The organism is Lysinibacillus sp. NPDC097162 (assembly GCF_044762185.1).
Lineage (GTDB): Bacteria > Bacillota > Bacilli > Bacillales_A > Planococcaceae > Lysinibacillus.
Genome location: NZ_JBIWDT010000002.1, coordinates 22,968 through 45,925 on the forward strand (window position 1 = coordinate 22,968; position 22,958 = coordinate 45,925).

20 protein-coding genes are annotated in these 22,958 nt (G+C 36.9%); 6 read left to right on the plus strand and 14 right to left on the minus strand.

Annotation, left to right across the window (positions count from 1 at the left end; translation table 11 throughout):
- Positions 1–10 precede the first annotated feature (10 nt).
- From flgM to ACIQXW_RS12445, 8 genes are all read right to left on the minus strand, one after another.
- The gene (flgM, locus tag ACIQXW_RS12410) at positions 11–271 is read right to left on the minus strand and encodes a flagellar biosynthesis anti-sigma factor FlgM (RefSeq protein ID WP_173479684.1); all 261 of its coding nucleotides are present in this window, start codon (positions 269–271) and stop codon (positions 11–13) included.
- Between the two features lie 259 nt (positions 272–530).
- The gene (locus ACIQXW_RS12415) at positions 531–944 is read right to left on the minus strand and encodes a TIGR03826 family flagellar region protein (protein WP_337982047.1); all 414 of its coding nucleotides are present in this window, start codon (positions 942–944) and stop codon (positions 531–533) included.
- A gap of 84 nt (positions 945–1,028) precedes the next feature.
- The gene (locus tag ACIQXW_RS12420) at positions 1,029–1,619 is read right to left on the minus strand and encodes a ComF family protein (RefSeq protein WP_340826366.1); all 591 of its coding nucleotides are present in this window, start codon (positions 1,617–1,619) and stop codon (positions 1,029–1,031) included.
- Positions 1,616–2,977, minus strand: a complete 1,362-nt coding sequence (locus tag ACIQXW_RS12425; protein ID WP_402762607.1) for an ATP-dependent helicase ComFA — start codon at positions 2,975–2,977, stop codon at positions 1,616–1,618. The genes ACIQXW_RS12420 and ACIQXW_RS12425 overlap by 4 nt, the downstream gene beginning before the upstream one ends.
- Positions 2,978–3,293: 316 nt before the next feature.
- Positions 3,294–4,136, minus strand: coding sequence for a DegV family protein (locus tag ACIQXW_RS12430; protein WP_340820893.1), 843 nt, complete (start codon positions 4,134–4,136; stop codon positions 3,294–3,296).
- Positions 4,137–4,294: 158 nt separating this feature from the next.
- Positions 4,295–4,846, minus strand: coding sequence for a nuclear transport factor 2 family protein (locus tag ACIQXW_RS12435; protein ID WP_402762610.1), 552 nt, complete (start codon positions 4,844–4,846; stop codon positions 4,295–4,297).
- 196 nt (positions 4,847–5,042) lie between these two features.
- Entirely contained in the window at positions 5,043–5,717 is a 675-nt protein-coding gene (locus ACIQXW_RS12440) for a response regulator transcription factor (protein WP_340820895.1), read from the minus strand.
- Positions 5,718–5,757: 40 nt separating this feature from the next.
- Entirely contained in the window at positions 5,758–6,906 is a 1,149-nt protein-coding gene (locus ACIQXW_RS12445) for a sensor histidine kinase (protein WP_340820896.1), read from the minus strand.
- Positions 6,907–7,071: 165 nt separating this feature from the next.
- Between ACIQXW_RS12445 and ACIQXW_RS12450 the strand changes: the two genes are divergently transcribed.
- Both ACIQXW_RS12450 and ACIQXW_RS12455 read left to right on the plus strand, forming a co-directional pair.
- Positions 7,072–7,707 (plus strand): YigZ family protein, encoded by a 636-nt coding sequence (locus ACIQXW_RS12450; protein WP_340820897.1) that lies wholly within the window; start codon positions 7,072–7,074, stop codon positions 7,705–7,707.
- A 145-nt stretch (positions 7,708–7,852) separates the two neighbouring features.
- The gene (locus ACIQXW_RS12455) at positions 7,853–8,908 is read left to right on the plus strand and encodes an LCP family protein (RefSeq protein WP_340820898.1); all 1,056 of its coding nucleotides are present in this window, start codon (positions 7,853–7,855) and stop codon (positions 8,906–8,908) included.
- A 345-nt stretch (positions 8,909–9,253) separates the two neighbouring features.
- Here the strand turns inward: ACIQXW_RS12455 and ACIQXW_RS12460 are convergent, their stop codons facing one another.
- Entirely contained in the window at positions 9,254–10,297 is a 1,044-nt protein-coding gene (locus ACIQXW_RS12460) for a glycosyltransferase family 4 protein (protein ID WP_340820899.1), read from the minus strand.
- A 225-nt stretch (positions 10,298–10,522) separates the two neighbouring features.
- Here ACIQXW_RS12460 and secA2 point away from each other — a divergent pair, with 225 nt between their 5' ends.
- Together secA2 and ACIQXW_RS12470 are read left to right on the plus strand one after the other, a co-directional pair.
- Complete coding sequence (gene secA2 / locus ACIQXW_RS12465) at positions 10,523–12,886, plus strand: accessory Sec system translocase SecA2 (protein WP_402762615.1); 2,364 nt, start codon at positions 10,523–10,525, stop codon at positions 12,884–12,886.
- Positions 12,886–13,785: an accessory Sec system S-layer assembly protein gene (locus tag ACIQXW_RS12470; RefSeq protein WP_340820901.1), complete on the plus strand. Its 900-nt coding sequence runs from the start codon at positions 12,886–12,888 to the stop codon at positions 13,783–13,785. The genes secA2 and ACIQXW_RS12470 overlap by 1 nt, the downstream gene beginning before the upstream one ends.
- Before the next feature lie 108 nt (positions 13,786–13,893).
- Here ACIQXW_RS12470 and ACIQXW_RS12475 read toward each other — a convergent pair whose 3' ends face one another.
- Positions 13,894–14,823, minus strand: coding sequence for a C40 family peptidase (locus ACIQXW_RS12475; RefSeq protein ID WP_340820902.1), 930 nt, complete (start codon positions 14,821–14,823; stop codon positions 13,894–13,896).
- A 251-nt stretch (positions 14,824–15,074) separates the two neighbouring features.
- Between ACIQXW_RS12475 and brnQ the strand changes: the two genes are divergently transcribed.
- Both brnQ and ACIQXW_RS12485 read left to right on the plus strand, forming a co-directional pair.
- Positions 15,075–16,397 (plus strand): branched-chain amino acid transport system II carrier protein, encoded by a 1,323-nt coding sequence (gene brnQ, locus ACIQXW_RS12480; protein WP_402762619.1) that lies wholly within the window; start codon positions 15,075–15,077, stop codon positions 16,395–16,397.
- A 111-nt stretch (positions 16,398–16,508) separates the two neighbouring features.
- Positions 16,509–17,897 carry a S41 family peptidase gene (locus ACIQXW_RS12485; RefSeq protein WP_402762622.1) on the plus strand — a complete coding sequence of 463 codons (1,389 nt, stop codon included), beginning with the start codon at positions 16,509–16,511 and terminating at the stop codon, positions 17,895–17,897.
- A 247-nt stretch (positions 17,898–18,144) separates the two neighbouring features.
- Here the strand turns inward: ACIQXW_RS12485 and ACIQXW_RS12490 are convergent, their stop codons facing one another.
- From ACIQXW_RS12490 to ACIQXW_RS12505, 4 genes are all read right to left on the minus strand, one after another.
- Entirely contained in the window at positions 18,145–18,768 is a 624-nt protein-coding gene (locus ACIQXW_RS12490; protein WP_402762625.1) for a TetR/AcrR family transcriptional regulator, read from the minus strand.
- Between the two features lie 405 nt (positions 18,769–19,173).
- Positions 19,174–20,712, minus strand: coding sequence for a murein biosynthesis integral membrane protein MurJ (gene murJ / locus ACIQXW_RS12495; protein WP_401019147.1), 1,539 nt, complete (start codon positions 20,710–20,712; stop codon positions 19,174–19,176).
- Positions 20,709–21,809, minus strand: coding sequence for a glycosyltransferase (locus tag ACIQXW_RS12500; protein ID WP_402762628.1), 1,101 nt, complete (start codon positions 21,807–21,809; stop codon positions 20,709–20,711). The genes murJ and ACIQXW_RS12500 overlap by 4 nt, the downstream gene beginning before the upstream one ends.
- Positions 21,806–22,951: a polysaccharide pyruvyl transferase family protein gene (locus ACIQXW_RS12505; RefSeq protein ID WP_340820908.1), complete on the minus strand. Its 1,146-nt coding sequence runs from the start codon at positions 22,949–22,951 to the stop codon at positions 21,806–21,808. Before ACIQXW_RS12505 ends, ACIQXW_RS12500 begins: the two co-directional genes overlap by 4 nt.
- Positions 22,952–22,958: the final 7 nt, after the last annotated feature.

Genomic DNA, 22,958 nt, shown 5'->3' on the forward strand with positions numbered 1-22,958 from the left:
TCTGTATTTCCTAGAAACGATAATATTTCAGCATATCTTCAGCAACTTTGCGAGCATTGACCTTGTATTCTCCAGAATCAATATCTGCTTTTAATTGTTGCACGCGTTCAGCACGTTCAGTACTGTACGTCGTTACACCTTGCATTTCTTGCGCCGCTTTTGAAATTTCAATTTTGTCAGCGAATGACGCTTTGTTGTCGCCAGATTTGACATTGCGTACTTGATTTTTATATGCGTTAACAGCATTAACACCATACGATGTGATTTTCATGTTCGTCCCCCTATCTTAAAAGCTTATCTTACTATTATTTCGGATTGTCTCCAACAATGTTAAGTTTTCAAATATAAAAAAGTGTGCTAATTTTGTTTAAAATTAACACACTTTCGCTTATCAACCATCTTTAAGGTGTATAATTTAACTTCGTCATTTTGAATTTCCTGTTACAATTTGCTTGCTGATTCGCATGAGCATTGAACATGTGTAAGTGAAGGAAGCTCAACTCTAGTGTAAGACAACTCTTTTCATCTTGTTATTTTTTACGTTCAGCATGATATGTTACACGATCATGCTCAGCTACACTTTCACGGAACTCTTTAGCTGCCTCAAATGTACGAAGTTCTGATTTTAATTCATCTTGGCATTTTGTACATAGTTTCCCTGTTGTCGTTAAATGACCGCAGTTATCGCATGGATAGCCTAAGTTCGGGAACATTGCTGGCTGTAAACGACCTTTACGAACCCACTTATACAATAGTTCCTCTTCAGCACCCGTTGCTTCCACAATTCGTTCTACTGTAGCCGCACGGTTTTCACGTTTTCGTAAAAAACGATAAACAATTTGATATAATTCCTCTTCTGATTGCGCGCATTTATGACATACGTCTCTGACCCCTGTATAATTAAAAAACTCATTACATTTTGGACAATTTCGAACCTCAGCCATCTATTCTTCCTCCTCTTGCATGATCACTATTTAATTACACGAATCCTAAATTCGTAATCTATTATACATGATGTTTTAGCATTTTCATCCATTAATTAAAGTGAAGGTTCGAACATTTCGGGCGCCCGCTTCTAGTAAAACTTGTTTCGCATGCCTTAGTGTTGTCCCTGTAGTTTGTATATCGTCAAAAAGGAGATAATCTTTATGCTCAACTTGGGCTGTAGGCATTAGTCGAAAAAGTGGAGCTGATTTTATACGTTGCTCCCTATTTTTTGAGCTTTGTGTTTCTATAGTTGTTTTTTCTAATAGTTGTTTATAAGGAATATTAGCCGCATTTAGAAGCTCCTCCGTATGTGAGAAGGTACGTTCTTGTTGCTTAATAGGGTGCATAGGAATCGGAATAATTGTTGCTGTCTCACGTTTAAATTGTGCATGTAACTCCTGTCGAAATACTTTAGCGAGTGCAACGTCTTGAAGAAATTTAAATTGATGCAAATACTTCTTCATTGCATCGTTATATTGATAAAGTGCTGTTGGTGTAGATGTACGCTCAAATTTGGAGGCACATTTTTCACAAAGGCAAGGTGAGAAGTTTCTTATTAAAAGTGTTTTCCAGCTAGGAACGATACGCAAAGGCTGTGCACATAATAAACAAAACATTTCTACTTTGTTCATTGCGAGAACGCTACCTTATTGTTATATTTTATTTTCTCTCGTGCTTCATCCATTGCTATTGTAATGCCATGATGAAAAAACATCACATCTCCCTCTGCATAATTTTCATGCCGCCCTACTCGTCCAGCAATTTGAATCAATGCGCTTGCAGTAAAAATAGACGATTCTGCCCCAACAACAGCGACTTGTACATTTTTTATCGTAATACCTCTTTCTAATATAGTCGTCGTTAGTAACCCAGGAATTTCTTCATTACGTAGCTGAAGTACTTTCTGTTTCCTTTCTGGATCCTCAGCATGAACGGCTAAAATACTTGCATGTAGCCTTTGAAAAAGTGGCGTTGCAATTTTCAACAATTCAACTTTCGAGAAAAATATAAGAAAAGGCTCTTTTTTAGTAAGTCGCTCCTCTGTCCATTCTTTTAGCTTCCGAGGAATTTTTCCACGCTTTAAAATTTTTTCATAACCCCATAGCGAGCTGAAGCGTGGCATTGGCAAAGGCTTGTTGTGATATCTTTTTGGAATATATGAGCAATGATTAAACTCTTTTATTAATGACTGTGATGGTGTAGCTGTAATAAAGTAAGTTGAGGCTTTTGCAGTTTTGGCTTTTTTCACGGCTCTTGCTAATGTTTCATCGAATGAATATGGGAAAGCATCCGCCTCATCAATAATCATCACATCAAATGCCTGTTCAAAGCGATATAGCTGGTGAGTCGTAGCCAGTATTAGTTGCGCATATCCGTCCTGCCTCGGCGCTCCACCATAGTAAGCATGAATGACCGTTTTTGGAAAAACCCGTTGAAAGCGCGGAAATAACTCTAGCACCACATCCGTTCGTGGCGCAGCGATGCAAACCCGTAACCCCTTTTCCAACGCATAATGTACAGATTGAAAGAGCAGCTCAGTCTTCCCAGCCCCACATACTGCTGAAATTAAATGACATCGACCTACTTTGACACTCTCAAGCATTTCATCAGCTGCCTGTTGTTGAAGTTCCGTCAGTTGGCTTGTCCATTGGAGTGGATGCTGTCTTTTTCTATACGCTTTCGGCCCTCTCCATATTAGCAATTGTGTGCAGCTACTCACTCTGCCCATGCTCAGACAATGTCTACAATACACACATTGTTGCTGACATTTTGAACAGTTAAACATTGTAAAGAACTGCGGCTTGTCATTATAGCAACGATTACATCTCATTCGTGGTGTTGTTTGAATCCCGCCTATTATATGAAGATACTTTTTATCAATGGCATGCTGTATATCACGTTTGGCAAAAGGTGAATGCTCCCTTAGCCATATACGACCTTCATGAAAGTCCCGCAACGCAGGAGGCAACAGCCATCCTTTATATTTCATTCTAATTTACTCCTTTCTTTTTGTGATAATGGTTCTAGCAGGGGGTTCTGCAGGTTTATCGGCGTTTTACTCAGGTTTATCGGCGTTTTAAGCAATTCTATCGGCGATTCCTCGTGTTTTACCGGCGATTCACGCGCTTCTATCCGCGATTCTCACTCCAACCAAGGATAGATACCTGGCTTTCGCTGACTTAGCACCCTATCTGAGGTTTCAACCCGGTTACCGGCGATTTCCACCTCACCATGCTATCGACCAACCGCCCGCCATAAACGCAATAAAAAAAGTCCCTACAACAAGTTGTAGAGACTTTTTCTTATTATTTTTTTGTCCAGCCTAGTCCCATTGCGCCTTCACCTAAGTGTGTGCCAATAACTGGGCCGAAATAGCTCAATTTAAAGTTTACGTTTGGGTATGTCGCAGCGAGCTGCGCTAACCATTCCTCAGCTTCTTTTTGACAGTTGCCGTGAATGACTACTGCATCCATCTTGTCATACTTGTTTGCATCTTCAGCTAGTAAGTCTTCTGCACGCTTTAGTGCTTTTTTACGTGTGCGAATTTTTTCAAATGGTACGATTACCTTATCTACAAAATGCAAAACAGGCTTTACTTGTAATAAGCCTCCGATTAAAGCTGCTGCTGAAGATAGACGTCCCCCACGTTGTAAGTGCGCTAAGTCATCTACAATGAAGTAAGCACGAATATACTGCTTCATGTCCGCTAATGCTGCTAATATTTCTTGTGCTGAGCAACCTTCTGCCGCCATTTCAGCTGCACGTAGCACGTAAAAGCCTTGAACAGCGCAAGAAATCTCGCTGTCAAATGCGTACACATCAATACCTTCCACCATTTCTCCTGCTTGGACAGCTCCTTGATATGTACCACTTATACCACTCGATAAATGAATGGAAATTACTTCGTCATAATCATTTGCCAACTCTTCAAAGAGAGAAGCAAATTCACCAATTGGTGGCTGTGTTGTTTTAGGGAATTCTTTTGCCCCACGTACTTTATCATAAAACTCAGAAGCAGTAATATCTACTTCCTCTGCGAATAATTCACCTGCGATGTTTACACTTAACGGAATCATACGAATGTTTAAGCGCGCGCGTTCTTCTGGCGTAATGTATGCAGTACTATCTGTTACGATTGCCGTCCTCATTCATGTCCACTCTCCTATGTTCCAAGTTTACCTCAAAAAGAAATGAATGTGAATTGAATTACGACCTAACGTAATTGCATCAGGATTGAATCGCTGTTCAAACGATGACGTCCACTTCACATTCATTTTCTATGTATAGTAAAGGGAAAGATTTCCCCTTATTGATTGCCGGTGCTAGACTTTGTGTCATCGCCAATGTAAAAGACGCTCGTCACTTTCCAAGCTCCATCCTCTTTCACAAACACCGTAACTTGACGCCCTGCACTTTCGTGTTCTACATTGGTCTCAAGTTGGAGTGAGTGCGTTGTCACATTGGCAAATACTTGAGCTTCTTCCTGTTCATACTTCGCAATAGTCACATTTGCAACATCGCGTTTCGTATCGGATTGATCAAATACTTTCTCTGCAAATACTTTATCTTCATCATAATTAAATCCTTTTGGGTTCTTAGATATCGTATTCATATAACGATGGATGTCTTTATCATTGAATGCGGCAATATATTCATCAAACGCCGCTATAATTGCTTTTTCCTCATTAGCTGGTACATTCGTTGCTTTTTCGACTTCTCCACCCATCATTTCAAAGCCTACTGTACCATCTTCAATAACCTTTTCACGCTCTTTTGCAGTTAAATCATCTTCTTTATTGCCACAGGCAGTTAACACTAATAAGGTTAAAACTGCTAGAATACTTTTCTTTAACATCATAAAACCTCCCGCGCAATATTGTAGCATATAAATGCATTAGTAGGAATTTTGTTGCGCATTTTCTACTTTTAGGTGCTTATATCATTCTTAAGACGTCTTTTAATTTAAAATGTTGCACAACAAAAAAACTGCCTTAAAAACTACTTTATCTGTCAAAGTAGCTTTTAAAAACAGCCTTCAATTCTATACTATGCAGTTATCGTACTTCAACCCAACCATTTTTAATGGCTGTTACTACAGCTTGCGTACGGTCGTTTACGTTCATTTTTTGTAAAATGCTTGAAACGTGGTTTTTAACTGTTTTTTCCGAAATAAATAGTGTCTCACCGATTGTACGGTTAGATTGGCCATCTGTTAGTAATTGTAAAACTTCACATTCACGTTTTGTTAGTAAATGGAATGGACGACGAATCTCTGTTTGGTGGAAATTACCTTTGTTTTCATGTTCAGAAAGGCGACGGAATTCTGCTACTAAATTTTTTGTTACTTTTGGATGTAAATATGAGCCGCCATTCGCTACTACTTTAATCGCTTCTACGATTTCGTCAGCATCCATCTCTTTTAGCATATAGCCAAGTGCACCTGATTTTAGTGCATGTGTTACATATGTTTCGTCATCATGGATAGATAGCATAATTACTTTTGCATCTGGATATTCTGCAATTAAATCAGCTGTTGCCTCAACACCATTTTTTCCTGGCATATTGATATCCATTAAAACAACATCTGGTTGATTTTCCGCGTATAAGTTCACGACATCTGTGCCATCGTCACCTTCTGCAATTACATCAAACGTATCTTCAAAATCTAAGATGCGTTTAACTCCTTCTCGGAATAGCTGGTGATCGTCTACAATAATAATCTTCGTCATTAGTCTTTACCCCCTAAAATTCTGCAACACATTTCTTTCTTTAATCTACTTCTAACGGAATTTTAAATAATACCGTGGTGCCACGATTTATCTCACTTTCAATTGAGATTGTACCATTTAATATTTCTATTCTTTCTCGCATTCCTAAAATACCAAAGGAATGATCTTTTACGACTTTCTGGTCGAATCCAACGCCATCATCTTTTACGACAATATTTACCGCATTGTTCAACCATTCAAGTTTTACCCAAATATCCTTACATTTTCCGTGTTTCATAGCATTTGTTACACATTCCTGCACTAATCGGAAAATGGATACCTCATAATTTGATGGAATCCGTTGCTCTGTGCTTCTTGACTGAAAATGGATTTCAACACCAGGATTATATTCGGTCACAGTCGACAAATATTTCTTTAATGTCGGCACAATTCCCAAATCATCTAGTGCCATAGGACGTAAATCATAAATAATACGTCGCACTTCTGATAGCGCATTGCGCACTGTTTTCTTCAAATCAGCAATTTCAGCCAAAGCATATTCAATGCCCTTCTCACGATACGTTCTTTCAATTAAGTCCGTACGCATTAAGACATTGGCCAACATTTGGGCAGGTCCATCATGAATTTCTCTTGATAAACGTTTTCGCTCTTCTTCTTGCGCTGCGATTATTCGTATACCAAAATCTTGTTTCATTTTCGCTTGTTCAAGCGCTAACCCAACATTTTTTAAATCAGAAGTTAAATAATTTAAAATAACATTTACTTGATTGACAATATGATCAGCACGTTCAATTGTATCGAGTAATCCTCTTAGACGTCGCTCTAAATCATCTCTTTTGTCGCGAAGTTGCTTTTCTTGTGTTCTAATGACGGAGAGCTTCAATTGAAAATCATGGGCCGTTTCATATGCATCTCTAACTTGTTCTTCGGTATAATTATCAAAAGCTTTACTCACTAACACAAGTCTTTGCTTAGCAAGTTGCGTGCTTTTTTCTAAAGCATCGCCTTCATCGATGACAGTTGAAATCTGTTTTCGAACAATTTCTAGCTCTTGTTGCATATCTTCAAAGCTTCTACGGCTTTGTTCACTTATAATGAAAATATCGTCTTTAGAGCTCATTATTGTTTCTAACATTCGATTGAATACGTCATCAAGCGACTTTAAATCGAAGGTATCATTTGAAAACATAGTGTACTCCCCAGTCTAATGTCCTTATTACCACATAGTATTTTGAAAGACCAATTTCATAGAATCTAAGTCTAAACCTATTATAGCATCACAATGCTAAAAATTAATGCTTTTTCTTTATGAAATTTATAGCATACAACCCTACTTTAAAGGAGAATGACACATATGAGAGATAACTATTTAACTGTAAAAGGCTATGGAGAAAGTGAAATCATAATTTCTAAATCTCGCTTTCTCACTTATATAGAACGCGCTGAAAGCGAAGAGGATGCAATGATGTTTATTGAGCGCATAAAAAAAATGCATCATAATGCGACACATAATTGCTCAGCTTATATAATTGGAGAGCATGATCATATTCAAAAGGCAAATGATGATGGGGAACCTAGTGGCACAGCAGGCGTCCCAATGTTAGAGGTATTAAAAAAACAAGGCTTAAAAGATACGGTCGTTGTCGTCACACGCTACTTTGGTGGCATTAAATTGGGCGGTGGCGGTCTTATTCGTGCGTATGGTAAAGCAACAACAGAGGGATTACTCGCTGCACAAGTTGTCGAACGCAAGCTACACCATCTAATGAAAATTGTAATCGACTACACTTGGCTCGGAAAAGTAGAAAATGAGATTCGTAACTCCGCTTATGCATTAGAGGAAATTCGCTACTTGGAAGGTGTCGAAATCATTGTTTCCGTGTTAAAAGAGGAAGAAAATCAATTTATAAATTGGATTACAGAACTTACAAATGGACAAGCATCCATCTCATTCGAGAGCGCGCAATTTATCGAATTTATTGTGAAATAAATAGTTTTAATTGTCTAATGCTGAAGGTCCATAGTATAATTTTAATATTGAGCTAACTTACTCAGTTACGCCACTGTGCTAATTTGAATAAATTTTAGTTCAATCACGTAATTATTCCCAAAATCAAGAGGAGAATATACCAGACATGAAAAGAACGAATGTAAAAAGGAAAAAGAGGACTTCTAAAGCTTCTTTAATAATAAAAGTAGCATTACTACTTGTTGCTAGTTTCCTAATTTGCGTTACGGCCTACGGAGTCTATATTACAAAGCAAGCCGAACACGCTGCAAACTCAGCACATGAAGAATTAGAAGGTCGCGATGTTTCTACACTAAGAGAAGAAAAAGTAGAACCGGTTCATGATAATGTTTCTATTTTATTTGTAGGTGTTGATGATAGTGAAAATCGTGGACAAGGTTCTGATCATTCACGTTCAGATGCACTGATTTTAGCTACATTAAACAACAATACAAAAACGATTAAAATGTTAAGCATTCCTCGTGATTCTTACGTTAATATTCCTTCAGTAGGATATAAAGATAAAATCACGCATGCACATGCTTTAGGTGGTACGCTGGCAACAATTGAAACGGTTGAAGGACTGCTAGATATTCCAATCGACTACTATGTGCGCATGAACTTCAATGCATTTATTGATGTTGTCGACGCATTAGGTGGCATTGAAGCTGAAGTACCATATGCTCTACATGAAAAAGATGAATTTGATCGTAATACGATTAATTTAAAACCAGGTTTACAACATTTAAGTGGTAGTCAAGCACTTGCACTAGCTCGTACACGTAAACAAGATAATGATATCCAACGTGGTATTCGACAACAAGAAATTTTAACAGCAATTACAAATAAAGTAGCTTCAGTCGGTTCGATTACAAAGTATGACGACGTCATTAAGGCGATTGGCGATAATATGAAAACAAATATGACATTTAGTGAAATGAAATCATTCCTGTCTTATTTAAAACAAGGTAAACCACGCATCGATTCGTTAACTTTAGATGGTAGCGATGATATGTCTACAGGCGTTTACTATTATCAATTAGACCAACAATCAGTTGATGATGTGTCACAAATTCTTAAAAACCATCTTGCTTTAAAATCATCTTCTACTTTAACAAATAATAATACAGATAAAGATAATGCAGCTGGCGACGACAGTTCGACTAACGAGTCAGCACAATAAATCTTTCAAAACAACTAGTTGCCGGTATTTAACCGGTGACTGGTTGTTTTTTTGTCTGCTCATGGTAGTTCCTTTTATTATTGCCTTTGATAGTCATACGATACAAGGAGGTAATTCCGCGCTTCAAGGTACTGATTCCGCGCTTCGGCATCGTTTTTCCGCGTTTCAAGGGATTATTTCCGCGCTTTAGATCCATATTTCCGCGAAGCAACAAGGTTTTTCCGCGATAGCAATACATGAGCGATACATGGAAAAATCTCCGCAAAAAAAGACTGAAGACAAACTCAAAATCCCTTTGAGTTTGTCTTCAGTCTGAGCAACCACACAGTATGGTTGGTTCTAATGTTATTTATTAAAAATCCGCATGAAATTTAATAGCGGTTTATAGTTTTTACCTGCAAGGCCAATAATCTCGACGAAAATTTCAATGGCGATTAAAATAACCGTAATAAGCAAAATTGCTCCCCATAATTTAGCCATTGAGAAGATAATGGCAGCTAAGCCGAACATCATCGCAATGCCATAAATAATAAGTACTGTTTGACGATGAGTAAAGCCCATATCCAATAATCGATGATGTAAATGCGATTTATCTGGATCTGACCATTTTTTCTTCATACGTAAACGACGAACAATTGCAAAGAATGTATCAGAAATCGGTACACCTAGCATAATAACCGGGATAATTAACGAAATGATTGTAAAGTTTTTATATCCTAATAATGCTAATACAGAAATCATAAATCCTAAAAATAGTGCCCCAGTATCACCCATGAAGATTTTTGCTGGATGAAAGTTATAAAATAGGAAACCAATTGTTGCAGCAGCTAAAATTGCTGCAAAGGCTAATACGAACATATCGCCCATTATAAAAGCCATACCTGATAATGTGATTAGTGCAATAGAAGAAACACCTGCAGCTAAACCGTCTAAGCCATCAATTAAGTTAATCGCATTTGTAATACCAACAATCCATAATATAGTAAATGGAATACTTAAGAAACCAAAATCTAATTGCCCACCAAATGGCAAGTTAATAAAGTCAATTTGAATACCGCCTACAAAAATAACGACAAGGGCAGCAACAACTTGGCCAAGCATTTTTGCCTTTGCGGAAATTTCGCGCATATCATCAATGACACCAGTTGCTACAATGATACAAGCTCCGATAATAATCGCTAAACTATTTTCACCTTGTGGCTGTATGAACGCCAACCCTATTAAAAACGCAAGGAAAATCGCAAGACCACCAAGCCTTGGCATTATGCGTGCATGTACTTTTCGATAGTTTGGCGCGTCAACGGCACCAATTCTAAACGCTAAACGTTTAACTAGTGGAGTTAACAAAATGGAAGCAACGAATGCTGCTATTAAAGACACGTAAAGCATGTCTCTCCCCCTCAAAAAAATAATCTACATTTGAATCCAATTTGATTATAGCATGAACAAGCTCTGAAATATACTTTTTCTATTCATTTTCCACCTTTTCACAATTTACATTTTTCTCTATTATTCTACTTGTATTACTTAATGTCAAATGTAGTCATCATTCGTAAAATTTGATAGAATAATGAGGTGTCTAGCATTTAGACAACTTTAAAGGAGCGTAAATTCATGTTCTCAATTTTTAAACGCAACAACGAGCAAACAAGTGCTCGTCAATTAAAACGCTACTATAAAATAGTAGAGCAAATTAATAATTTAGAAGAAAAATATGTCAACAAGTCAGATGCTGAATTAAGAGAAATGACTTTTATTTTCAAGGATCGCTTAGAACAAGGCGAACTAATAACATCAATTATCCCAGACGCATTTGCTGTTGTACGCGAAGCCTCAAAGCGTGTTTTAGGTATGCGTCATTTTGATGTACAACTGATTGGTGGCCTTGTATTAACAGAAGGCAATATTGCTGAAATGCCTACAGGTGAAGGTAAAACACTTGTCGCTTCACTGCCCTCTTATGTACGTGCATTAGAAGGTAAAGGTGTTCATGTCATTACAGTAAACGACTATCTAGCTAAACGTGACTTTGAGCTTGTTGGTCAAATTCACCGTTTCCTAGGTTTAACAGTCGGGTTAAATATTCCGATGATGGAACCAACTGAAAAAAAGCAAGCGTATAACGCAGATATTACGTACGGTGTTGGTACAGAATTTGGTTTCGACTATTTACGTGACAACATGGCACATAGCTTAGCCGATAAAGTGCAACGTGCATATCATTTCGCCATCATCGATGAAGTCGATAGTGTACTTATTGACGAAGCAAAAACACCGTTAATTATTGCTGGTAAAATGCCTGCAAATGATGAATTACACCGCATTGCAGCAATGTTAGCAAAACGTTTTAAAGCTGAAGAAGACTATGATTTCGATGATGAAACAAAGGCAACTTCATTAACAGATAAAGGCATTGAAAAAGTAGAGGCTGCATTCGATGTTGATAATTTATACGATTTAGAACATCAAACGCTTTATCACTATGTGATCCAAGCTGTACGTGCACATGTCATGTTCCAGCGTGATGTTGATTATATCGTTAAAGAAGATAAAATCGAGCTTGTAGACATGTTCACAGGTCGTATTTTAGAAGGTCGTTCTCTTTCTGATGGCTTGCACCAAGCAATCGAAGCAAAAGAAGGCGTAACGATTACCGAAGAAAATAAAGCACAAGCGCAAATTACTATTCAAAACTATTTCCGTATGTATCCGAAGCTTTCTGGGATGACAGGTACAGCGAAAACACAGGAAAAAGAAATTCGTGAAGTGTATGGTATGGAAGTAATTCAAATTCCAACAAACCGTCCACGTCAACGCATTGACCAGCCTGATATGATTTTCAAAACGCAAGCAGCCAAATATAAATTCGTTGCTGCTGAAGCAAAACGACGCCATGCAACAGGACAGCCAGTGTTAATTGGAACAACATCCATTCTACAATCCGAAACGGTTGCAGATCATTTGAAAAAAGAGGGATTAAAGTTCCAATTGTTAAATGCTAAAACGGTTGAACAAGAAGTTGAGCTTATCTCTCAAGCTGGTCAAAAAGGTCGTATTACCGTTGCTACAAATATGGCTGGTCGTGGTACAGATATCGTGCTAGGCGATGATGTCCATGAACTTGGTGGACTTTATGTTATCGGTACCGAGAAGCATGAAAGCCGACGCGTTGATAATCAGCTGCGAGGTCGTTCTGGCCGTCAAGGTGACGTAGGCGAAAGCCGCTTCATTCTCTCTATTGAAGATGATATGTTCCGCCGCTATGCAAAAGAAGAGGTTGAAAAATTCTCTGCAAAAATGGTTGTGGATGAAAATGATGTCATTCAAAACAAAGATGTACAAGAGCTAATCAATCGTACACAGCGCATTGTTGAAGGCTCACAATATGGCATGCGCGAGTACAATTTAAAATTAGACGATGTTATTAATGATCAACGTACTGTTATTTATGGTTTACGTGACAAAATTTTAGCTGGCGAGGATTTAATGAGTGAGCTGAAAAAAATGTTAAGCGAAACGGTCGATTTCGCAGTGCGCGATGCTGCGCCTGAAGAGCTCCCTTCTGTAGAATGGGCTTATGACCAAATGGAAAAGTCACTTAATTCATTATTCATCACTCCTGTCACGATTGATCGTGAAGTAGGCAAAGTGAAAGAAATTTTAGCTGATATACAGCCTTCTGAACAAGAACTTCTTGATCATATGCAGAAATTCGCAGAAAATGAGCAAGTAATGGCTGTTATTCCACAAGTTATGTTGAGTTATATAGATAGTGGTTGGGTGAAACATTTAGAAGCAATGGCTCACTTAAAAGAAGGTATTGGCTTACGTCATTACCAACAGGAAGATCCAATGCGCATTTATCAACGTGAAGGACTCGAATTATTTGGAAAGAACTTCCAAGAATTACGCCGTTCTATTATTATCGAAATTACAGGCTTCATGAAAATGGTTGAAGGACAACAGGAGGTACAATAATGGGCTTATTTTCATTTTTTAAGAAATCAGACAAAATCGTACAAGAGAACACAATTGACTCTAAAGATTTACTAGGGAAAGTTTCTACTAATAAAGGTGACAATCGTGATGTTGTAACAAAACTTTCATTCCACCCTGAATGGGATGTACCACAAGAGCAAAAATACATTTTTAATTTCCTAGCAAATGAGCTAGAGCCATTAAAACCAAATCAATTATCGCTATCTTCTATTAGTATTGAAGATGAGCCACGCACAGGCAAATGGCTTGTTCGCGCATTTTTCCGTTCTTCATTAGCTGAAGCGATTGAGCTTGGTGAAATCGAATTATTCATTATGGATAAAAATGATGAGCTAATAGCATCTAAAAAATTCGATTTTAAAGCACTTGGCACAATTCCAGCTGAGAGTGCACGTCCATGGGTATTTGAATTTGAAAAATCAACTATTAAAGTAGACGAAGTACCAGAAGACGGTTGGAAAATCGCCTTTAACCTTGTCTCATTACGTGGTCACCAATTAGAATTAGACCCTTCATGGGAGCAACAATTACCAGCAGCGCAAAAAGAAGAGCTTGCAAAAATCGTGAATACATTACCAAAGTTAGGCGAAACGGAAGTCAACTTCACTGGTCTACAAGCAAAACTTGCTGATAATGGTAACCTGAATGTTTCAATCTTTATCCGTAATGGCCACAATAAAGCGATTAATCTAGAGCAATTACCGTTAGAAATTATCGATGCAACAGGTAAACAAATCGCAAAAGGTTCCTTTACAATGGATCCAATCCTGACTGTCCAACCGAACTCAACAAAACCTTGGACATTCATCTTCCCAGCTGAACTTGTTGATGCTCAACAAGCTGATCTTTCTCGCTGGACAGCACGAGTAACTCAATAATATTAATAAAATCCTTCTTTCTATTAGAAAGAAGGATTTTTTAGTGTAAACAAACCGTCATTCTATCTAAAAAAGCGATTTTTGCGCAATGCAAAAATCGCCTCGTTATTATTTCACTGAATCGAATCGTTTATAAGCTACTAATCTAGTTGACCAATAAGAGTACGTAACATCCGAAAGTTCTACACCATCCGTACCTGCGTGGATAAATTTATTGTTACCGAGATAAATACCCATATGAGAAATGCCTTCTTTATACGTATTTTCAAAAAATACTAAATCTCCTGGCACAGGATTTTTTACTTGCGTTGTACTGCTACTGAAATAGCCTTCGCTGCTATCTCTCCCTATTTTCAAACCGCCTTGATTGAAAGCATAGAAAATAAATCCACTGCAATCAAGACCTTCTGGTGTGTTTCCGCCATAAAGATACGGTGTTCCAATTAATTTATTAGCCATTTCCACCGTTTTTTTGTATATAGCTTGTCCATTCGCTGTAGGATCTTGATTCGTTACTTTTGATGGCGTCCCCGTATCTGAAGTCACATTGTTATGTATTGTATCACCCTCGGGTATAACAGCTACTGGAGAAATTTTTAACACTTGTCCAATATAAATCGTGTCGTTTTCTATTCCGTTCCAGTCTTTAAGCTCTTTTAATGTCACATTGTATTGCTTTGCTATTTTTGAAAGTGTATCACCTTTAATAACTGTATGAACGGCAGTCGATGGCTTAGAAGGTGTCGTTGTTGTTGGATTTGACGGTTTTACTGTATCCGTTGTAGGTTTTGACGGTTTTACTGTTTCGGTTGCCGCCTGTTTCGTAATCTCTAGTTTTTGGGCTACATAAATCGTATCCTTCGATAGATTATTCCATTTTTTTATGTCTTGTATTGTCACTTGATGTGTTTGTGCGATTTTGGATAATGTATCGCCTTTTTGCACTGTATATGTTGCAGCTTCTGCGGTCTGTATTGCGAAAAATGAAGTAGCAATAGTGCTTAAAGCGAGAATTCTCCACTTTTGTGATTTTAGCATATCAAATAGCCTCCGTTCATGGTAGAATATTTCCTTGTGTGTCTATCATACTAAAGAAGTGACTAAACAAAAATCGGAAAAACTGACTATTTTTCAAACAATTTATGAATCCTATAGAATACTACAGAATCCGACTATCTACTATTAGTATAATAATTGCAAGTTTTATAGTCCTATGATAACATACATGACTGTATTTAAAATTTTTAGAAAGTTTTATTTTTTCAATTATAAAGGAGTTTTTAGTATTTATGAGAAGCATCTTGATTTTCATCAAAGAGAATTTAGCAGTAGGCTTACTACTTTTTGCATTGTTCCTAGGGGCAGGCAATATTATCTTTCCACCGTTACTTGGCCAACAAGCCGGTGAACATATTACAATAGCGATGATTGGTTTTTTAATAACGGGTGTCGGTTTACCTTTACTTGCTATTGTCGCCGTTGCAAAAGCAGGTGGCGACTTACAGCTACTATCAAGTCGTGTTCACCCTGTTTTCGGTATCATATTCACGTCAATTGTCTATTTAGCAATCGGGCCATTTTTCGCAGTTCCGCGTACTGGCTCTGTGTCTTATGAAATTGGCATTGCACCATTTCTTTCAGAGGCAGCACAAGAACATTGGGCTCCACTATTCATTACATCAGTAGTATTCTTTGCGTTTATACTTTATTTAGCATTCAATCCTTCTAAACTAGTAGATCGTGTAGGAAAGATTTTAACCCCTGCACTCTTAATCGTTATTTTACTACTTGCTGTTAAAAGCTTTATTACACCTATGGGTGAATCAGGAATGGCTGTTGGCAAATACAATATTTCGCCATTTTCCGAGGGCTTTGTTCAAGGTTATTTAACGATGGATGTTCTAAGTGCACTCGTTTTCGGTATTGTAATTTTACAAGCCTTAAGCGATATGGGAATGAAAGACACTAAAAAACAAGTTAAAACAACAATTTTTGCAGGAATTGTAGCTGCAATTGGTTTAGCCTTCGTATATATTTCACTTGGCTATATCGGCAATACAAGTATAGGAGCAATTGGTACATCTGATAATGGTGGCGTCATCATCGCCAAATCTGCAGAATACCTTTTCGGCAGCTTCGGTAGTATTATTTTATCGCTTACCATTTTATTAGCATGTATTTCTACTGCTGTCGGCTTATTGACAGCCAATGCGCAATTTTTTAATAAGCTATTCCCGCAAATTTCATATAAAACGTTCTTAATCGTATTTACGTTATTAAGTGTAGCCATTACAAATGTTGGGTTATCAACAATCATTAGCACATCACTTCCTGTACTATTGATTATTTATCCACTAGCTATGGTATTAATGGTGTTATCGCTTGCCGATCATTTCTTTAAAGGTGGACGAATTGTTTATATTTTAGCGTTAATCCCGACATTCTTTGTTAGTTTTTACGATGGCTTAAAACAAATGGAAATTAAAGTTCCTTCCTATGAAAATATCCTAAAAGCATTACCGCTGTACGAGCAAAGTCTTGGATGGCTTGTACCTGCAATGATAGGAGCAATTTTAGGTTTCATTATTCATAAGCTTTTCAAGAAAAACTAAATATGAATCGCTTACAGACACGTTCTATTTATAGACGTGTCTGTTTTTATTCGACGTCAATATGGAAATTCATGTATAATATATGTAAATAATTCTGAAAAGAGGTGTCTTATGAAAAAAGTATTATGGTCCTTCTTGTTCATTTTGAGCTTTGTCATTTTTCCATTATCAAACGCTTCTGCTGCAAATAATGACCAGCAACTTGTTGAAGAAATAAAAGAAATTATTACGGAAAATTATGTTGGTAAAATTAATGGAGACCTACAAAAGGCAACAACCATTCCTGACATTATTAATATGTTAGACCCCTATTCAACATATTTTTCTAAACAAGAATTTGAGGAATTTATGAATAGCATCAATCTATCCACGATTGGTATTGGTGTCGTAATTGAGGAGCATGAGGATGGTATTCATATTTTACAAGTAATCGACGAAGGTGGAGCCTCTGAGGCAGGTGTTGTGGCTGGAGATATCATTATTGCCATTAACGGTCAATCCATTGTAGGTAACTCTATAGAAGAAGCCTCTTCCCTACTAATCGGTAATGAAGGTACACAAGTACAGGTTAAGCTATTACACGAGAACGGTTCCACTTCCACGAAAACAATTACACGTAAAAAATTCACACTACCAAACGTAGAGTCTGCTTTATTATTTGGTAATGTTGGCTACATAGCAATGTCTTCTTTCTCTGAGGATGGTGCGCAACTAGTAAAAGAGGCAATGATTCAGCTTAAACAGCGTGGCGCTACTTCTTTTATTTTGGATTTACAAAATAATGGCGGTGGCTATGTTGCAACAGCAGAACAGCTTACTGGTTTATTCCCAAAGGCAAAAATCGCTTATTTATTGCAAGAAGCACATGATTCTTACGAAGTTCGTGCCAAACAACAAAACGTTAAATTCCCAGCAGATACTCGTATATTAGTAAATCGCTATAGTGCAAGTGCATCTGAAATGCTAGCGGCTTCGTTACAAGATCAACAATCCGCAATTCTGTATGGTGAAACTACTTACGGTAAAGGGGCAATGCAAGGCTTCTATGAATTGCATGACGGTAGTTATTTAAAGCTTACTGTCGGTAAATTTACTGGCCCTGCAGGTCACACTATTAATGAAGTAGGTGTGAAACCAAACATCGAAACGAAGACTGCACCAATTTTCCAAGCTCACTATGATGCTATTAAAGCGCAATACAAAGATTATCAAGAACTAGTTAGCTTAAAAAATGTGCCTACTACTAAAACGTTTACTGTTAAGTTTTCACAAGCTTTCACTACACCAATCCCTGAAGGCAGCGTACAGCTAGTAGCTTTAGGCGGAGACGAAATTTCATTTACAACAAAGGTAAAAAAAGATAATTTCTTAATGATTACACCTACTGATCCTTTAGTTGAAGGGCAAGAATATATGCTACTTGTTCATCCAACTATTCAAAAACCTACAGGTGGCAAACTACAAAAGGGGATTTATCTCCATATAACAGTAACTAAATAAAAATGGGGCTACCCCATAATAGATTGCGTTTGATCTTTGCTTCAAGTGGATGCTTGCTGCGAAAATCAAACGCTTTTCTTTTTAGTGGACGTTCGTAGCTAAAAATAGTTGGAGCCATGCCTGCGGAAATCGGAGTGGAGTTTTATAAGTGTCAGGCACTCAAACAATTAGAATGGAGCGAAGACATTGACTACCTACGGGAAAGCACAATACCCCTCTCCAAGCTATGCGGAGAGGGGTTTTAATACTATTTAGTATAGCTACATCCATTATCACGACTGGGAGATTCTTTTAGGAGAAAAAATACATGCACTAAATTTCGTGCAAGTTCACACGGCTTGCTTTTTTGTTCTAGTAAATTTGTCAATATTAAACGTTCAAATGAGCCAACTAAACTATCTGCTACGATTTTTATATCGATATTTTGGTATTGAAAAAGACATGCACAATCATGACGATAAACTAGCTCAATCAATTGCTGTGTCAATTGAGATTTAACGCATGACGATTGTTTTGATTCAAAAAAGCCTATTTTCGTTAGCTTTGGATTCTCAATTATATAAAGGAACAACATATATAACTTTTGCTCTAGCATTTGAATAAAGCCCTCTATGCCCTTTTCTACTTCTTCATTTTGATTGCACATGATTTCATTAAATCCCTGCTGAAATCTTATGTTCAAATCATTATAGAGCGATTCTTTACTTTTAAAATATAAATAAAATGTCGGCTGCGTTACATCTGCCGCTTTCACTATATCGCTTATTTTCGTAGCATAATATCCCCTTTCAGAGAAAAGCTCCACAGCTTTTTCAAGTAATAATTGTTTACTTCTTTCACCATTCGAATTAATCTTTCTACCTCTTGCCATAATTGTCACCTTACTCTATTAATAAATATTCATTATTTTGTTTAATTATGGTATTTAAAATAGTTAATACCATATAGTAACCTATCATTTTCCTTTTCACTACCTGAATAATGTTAATTATAATACAATTCAAAAAATTACACTATGCATTTTTAGCAATAATATGATGTTTGGTACTTTTCTTGCCTTTTGAAAATAAATACAATCGATTAATAGATTCAACCCAATCATCATTAAAACCCTTTACAAATGTACCTTTACAGGCTTTAGATACAATATAAAAAGCATGCCGAAAGTATTCTCGGCATGCTTTTAAAAAAATAATCTGTCTAAAATAAGCATATTTTTAATAAATAAAAAATGGTAATTTTTATTATCTGACTGTTTACACAGCCTTATCATTTTTTATTGTTTTAATAACTTCTTTTTTAGCTTATCTATATATTCTTTTACTTCAGTAATGCCAAATACTAAGTAAGAGCCAACAAAGACAGCGATAAAAATAGCTAGTCCTACAATGAATGTTAACCACTTGTATTCAAACACTAAATAATGGCTTGAGAAATACATAACTATTGTAATGATAATCATTGGCGGCAGCGCTCTGAAAAAATGCAGCTCTTTGCTGAATATACCCATTTTTAAGTCATACTTAGGTATCGCATAAATAACTAACATAATATAGTTTGTAATGGAACTAATTAATGTACCCCAAGCAATTGCTTCAGCACCGTAATTGTCCACCATTAGCATAATGACGGCAATATTGACACCAAAGACATTAATTAAGCTGAAAATAACTGGTGCTATCGAGTCGCCTTTTGCATAGTAAAAACGCGTAATGTACGTATTCGCAGCTAAGAAATACATGGATAATACGAATATTGCTAAGACAGGTGCTGTAATGGCAGTCGAGTCAGCATCGAATTTACCATATTGGAATATAACTTGTATCAGGTTTTCTGAGTAGAAGTAAGAATATATTGTTACTGGTATAAGTAGCAACAATAGATAATGTAAACCTTTTGAATATAGGTTCTTAATAGAAGCAAGATCATTGTTAGCTTCTTTTTGGCTCAGAATTGGATAAATTACCGTTGTAACAGCTGTAATTAAAATAGCTTGCGGAAATTGCATCAGCTTGGAAGAATAGTTCACAGCTGCAACTGCCCCTTCTGAAAGCATTCCAGCAAATACACGCTGTAATAATGCATAAAGTTGAATCGTTGCTCCTCCAAGCATAATTGGTAAAACCATAAGCCAAAGTTGCTTTGAGGACATATTCTGTTCAAATGAAAACCCAACTTTATGGGAATCTAATTTACGATAGCCGACTATTAGGAAATACACCATAATCGCCGCACTAACTAAAGCACTAATACCGTAACCAATTGGTCCGATACTTGGAATTAAAGATAATCCAACAGCAATTACTAAGAAAATGGCGTTGTAAATTAAAATGGCAAAGCTTGATAAGTGAAATTTTTCATTCACATTCAGTAAGCCGCTATACCAAGATGATAAAACAAGTAATATAGATGACGGCATCATCCAGAAATACAAGTTTTTTAATAAGCCTAATTCACTTGGAGTATAATCATTCGTATTTTTATCTTGGTTAAATATGTCCATAATTGGGTTTGTAAAAGCTAACAAGATGACAGTCATAATGGTAACTGTTAACAATACAATCGTAAAGGACTGTTTTACAAATAATGCTCGGTCTGTCGTTTCCCGATTATAAATCGAGATAACGGCCGTTGTAAAAGCCCCACCTACTACTAAATATAAAAAATTCGGAATGGTATAAGCTGTGAAGATGCTATCTGCAATATGTGTACTACCATATTGGTAACCGATAATCATTTCACGTAAAAAGCCGAATACACGGGCAACGATATTAATGATCGCAACGGCCCCTACAACTTTTATAAATTTATTCATAAGTCATCCCTACCTTTAATGGCCGACTTATAAATGGCAATACATCTTGCTGTTATATTTTTTTCATCGTGAACGTCTAATACTTTTTCGATCGCCTCACGATTCATATATTGTTCTTTCGGGGTGTTCACTGCACGCAGCATCTCCTCAGATAAAGCGATTGCGTCTTCAGGCTCCACTAAATGCCCTGCACCTTCACCAAGTAGTGATACGAGGCCACCTACTTTAGAAGCGATAACAGGTGTGTCTGTCGCTAATGCCTCTAATGCTACAAGTCCGAATCCTTCTAAATGTGATGGTAAAACGAAGACATCACTTGCCTGGAACCACTTTACAAGTTCCTGTTGTTTTAGTGGGTCTATAAATTTGACGTCTTCACTGAAGAATGGTTGCAAAGATTGGAAAAATCCCTCATCTCTTCTAGAACCTACAATAATTAGCTCTATAGGACGCTCCACTTTCGTTTTTAACATTTGGAATGCCTGCAGTAGCTCTTCAACACCCTTTTGCTTAATGACATTTCCTACAAATAGAAAAACAAAAGGCTCTTTGGCTAATTGCAATTGTTGACGTACTTCTGCTTGTCTACCTTGTGAAAATACTTCACGATTCACGCCCATGCTAACTACTGAGATTTTGTCGGGAGCTATATCAAAGTCTTGCTCAATTTGTTGTGCTAACACAGGACCTACTGCAATGACATGCTCACTTTCACGTAAAATACTCGCTGTCCAGTTGCGAATTCTCGCACTTTTCTTTGCCATACGTTCAATGTCTCCACCATGAGCAGTAACAATGTACGGTATACGAAACATTTTCTTTAAAAGTAGCGATAACATCCCTGAAGGAAACACATAGTGCGCATGTGTGATATCGATTGATTTTCGATTTTTCAAACCCTTCATTAAAGTAGAAAATCCCCATTTAGCATATTTTACAATGGTGTTTTTCTTGCCTGTAGCTGGGTTTGTATTCACTGCTATTTCAACGTCTAGTCCAGCTTTTTCAAGAGCTGTAACTTGATTTTTTACAAAAATACCGAATGATAAATGTTCAGATGTTGGATACATATTACTAATGACGAGTATTTTTTTCATAGACGTGTCACTGCCTTTTTCATTAATTCCTGACCATACATGGCCTCTTTATGAATATGTGTAGCAATTTGTTTCGTCTCTGCAATTGACTGTTCCCAATTGCTACTTAGTTTACCAACTAATTTAGAAAGAGCATTCTCATCATCTTCTATATCCTGCATCTGTAAGCAACGATCTGATGCACCAACAAAGGACATAAAATCTTGCACTTTTGTATGATAGGATACAGCAATAATGGGAGTCTCTGAATTGGTCGCCAAAATAAGCGAATGTAAACGCGTACCAATTATTATATCTTGCTCTCCTGTAACTTCTAATAAACGCTCAGGCACAAGATTTCCCTCAATTATTTCTGTATGTGCACGATGCTGCATTTTCTTCTGAATATCTTGTGTCACTGTTACATCTTGAGGAAATTTCGTTGCAAAAAATGTAATGTGAGCATTTTGCTCAGAGATTACTTGATCTAAATTTTTCGCCATACCTGTTACATATGCATCGTATTTTGCTACATTACCTTCCGGCCAATAGTTTGCATTATAATATGGAACGGCCGAAACACCAATTTTCCTTGGCTTTTCAGCATAATCTTTGCGATCACCTTTTAACGTAAATGCAGGATCACCTATCACTTCAATCGGTTTCTTGACACCGATACTTTGTAATAGTTTTTTAGACTGAGGATCACGAACAGAGATATTTGCTGCATAACGACACATAATACGAATACTAATTTTACCAGAAATTGTATCTAGTGGTCCTGCGCCACATCCGTAAATAATGTAGGGAATATTACTTTGTTTTGCCATCATTGCGTATGTTCCATAAAGATGAGCCTCACGTTTATAAAAATCCATTAAAATACCACCACCACCAATGATGAGGAGGTCAAAGTTCGATACATACTGTTTGTTATTTTTATACGTATGGATAAACGTTTTATATAGATTGCCCTTTTTATAATACAATGGATAGCTATGTACCCCATAACGCTCGGATGTTTGTTTTGTGTTATTGCTAAAAACGGTAATGTCGTCACTCGTTACCGAAAATGTTTGTTTTACTTGTTGAAGAATGCCGTATAATATTGATTCATCACCATTATTATCATTGCCGTAATTCCCCACAATGCCTATTTTCATTAAAAAA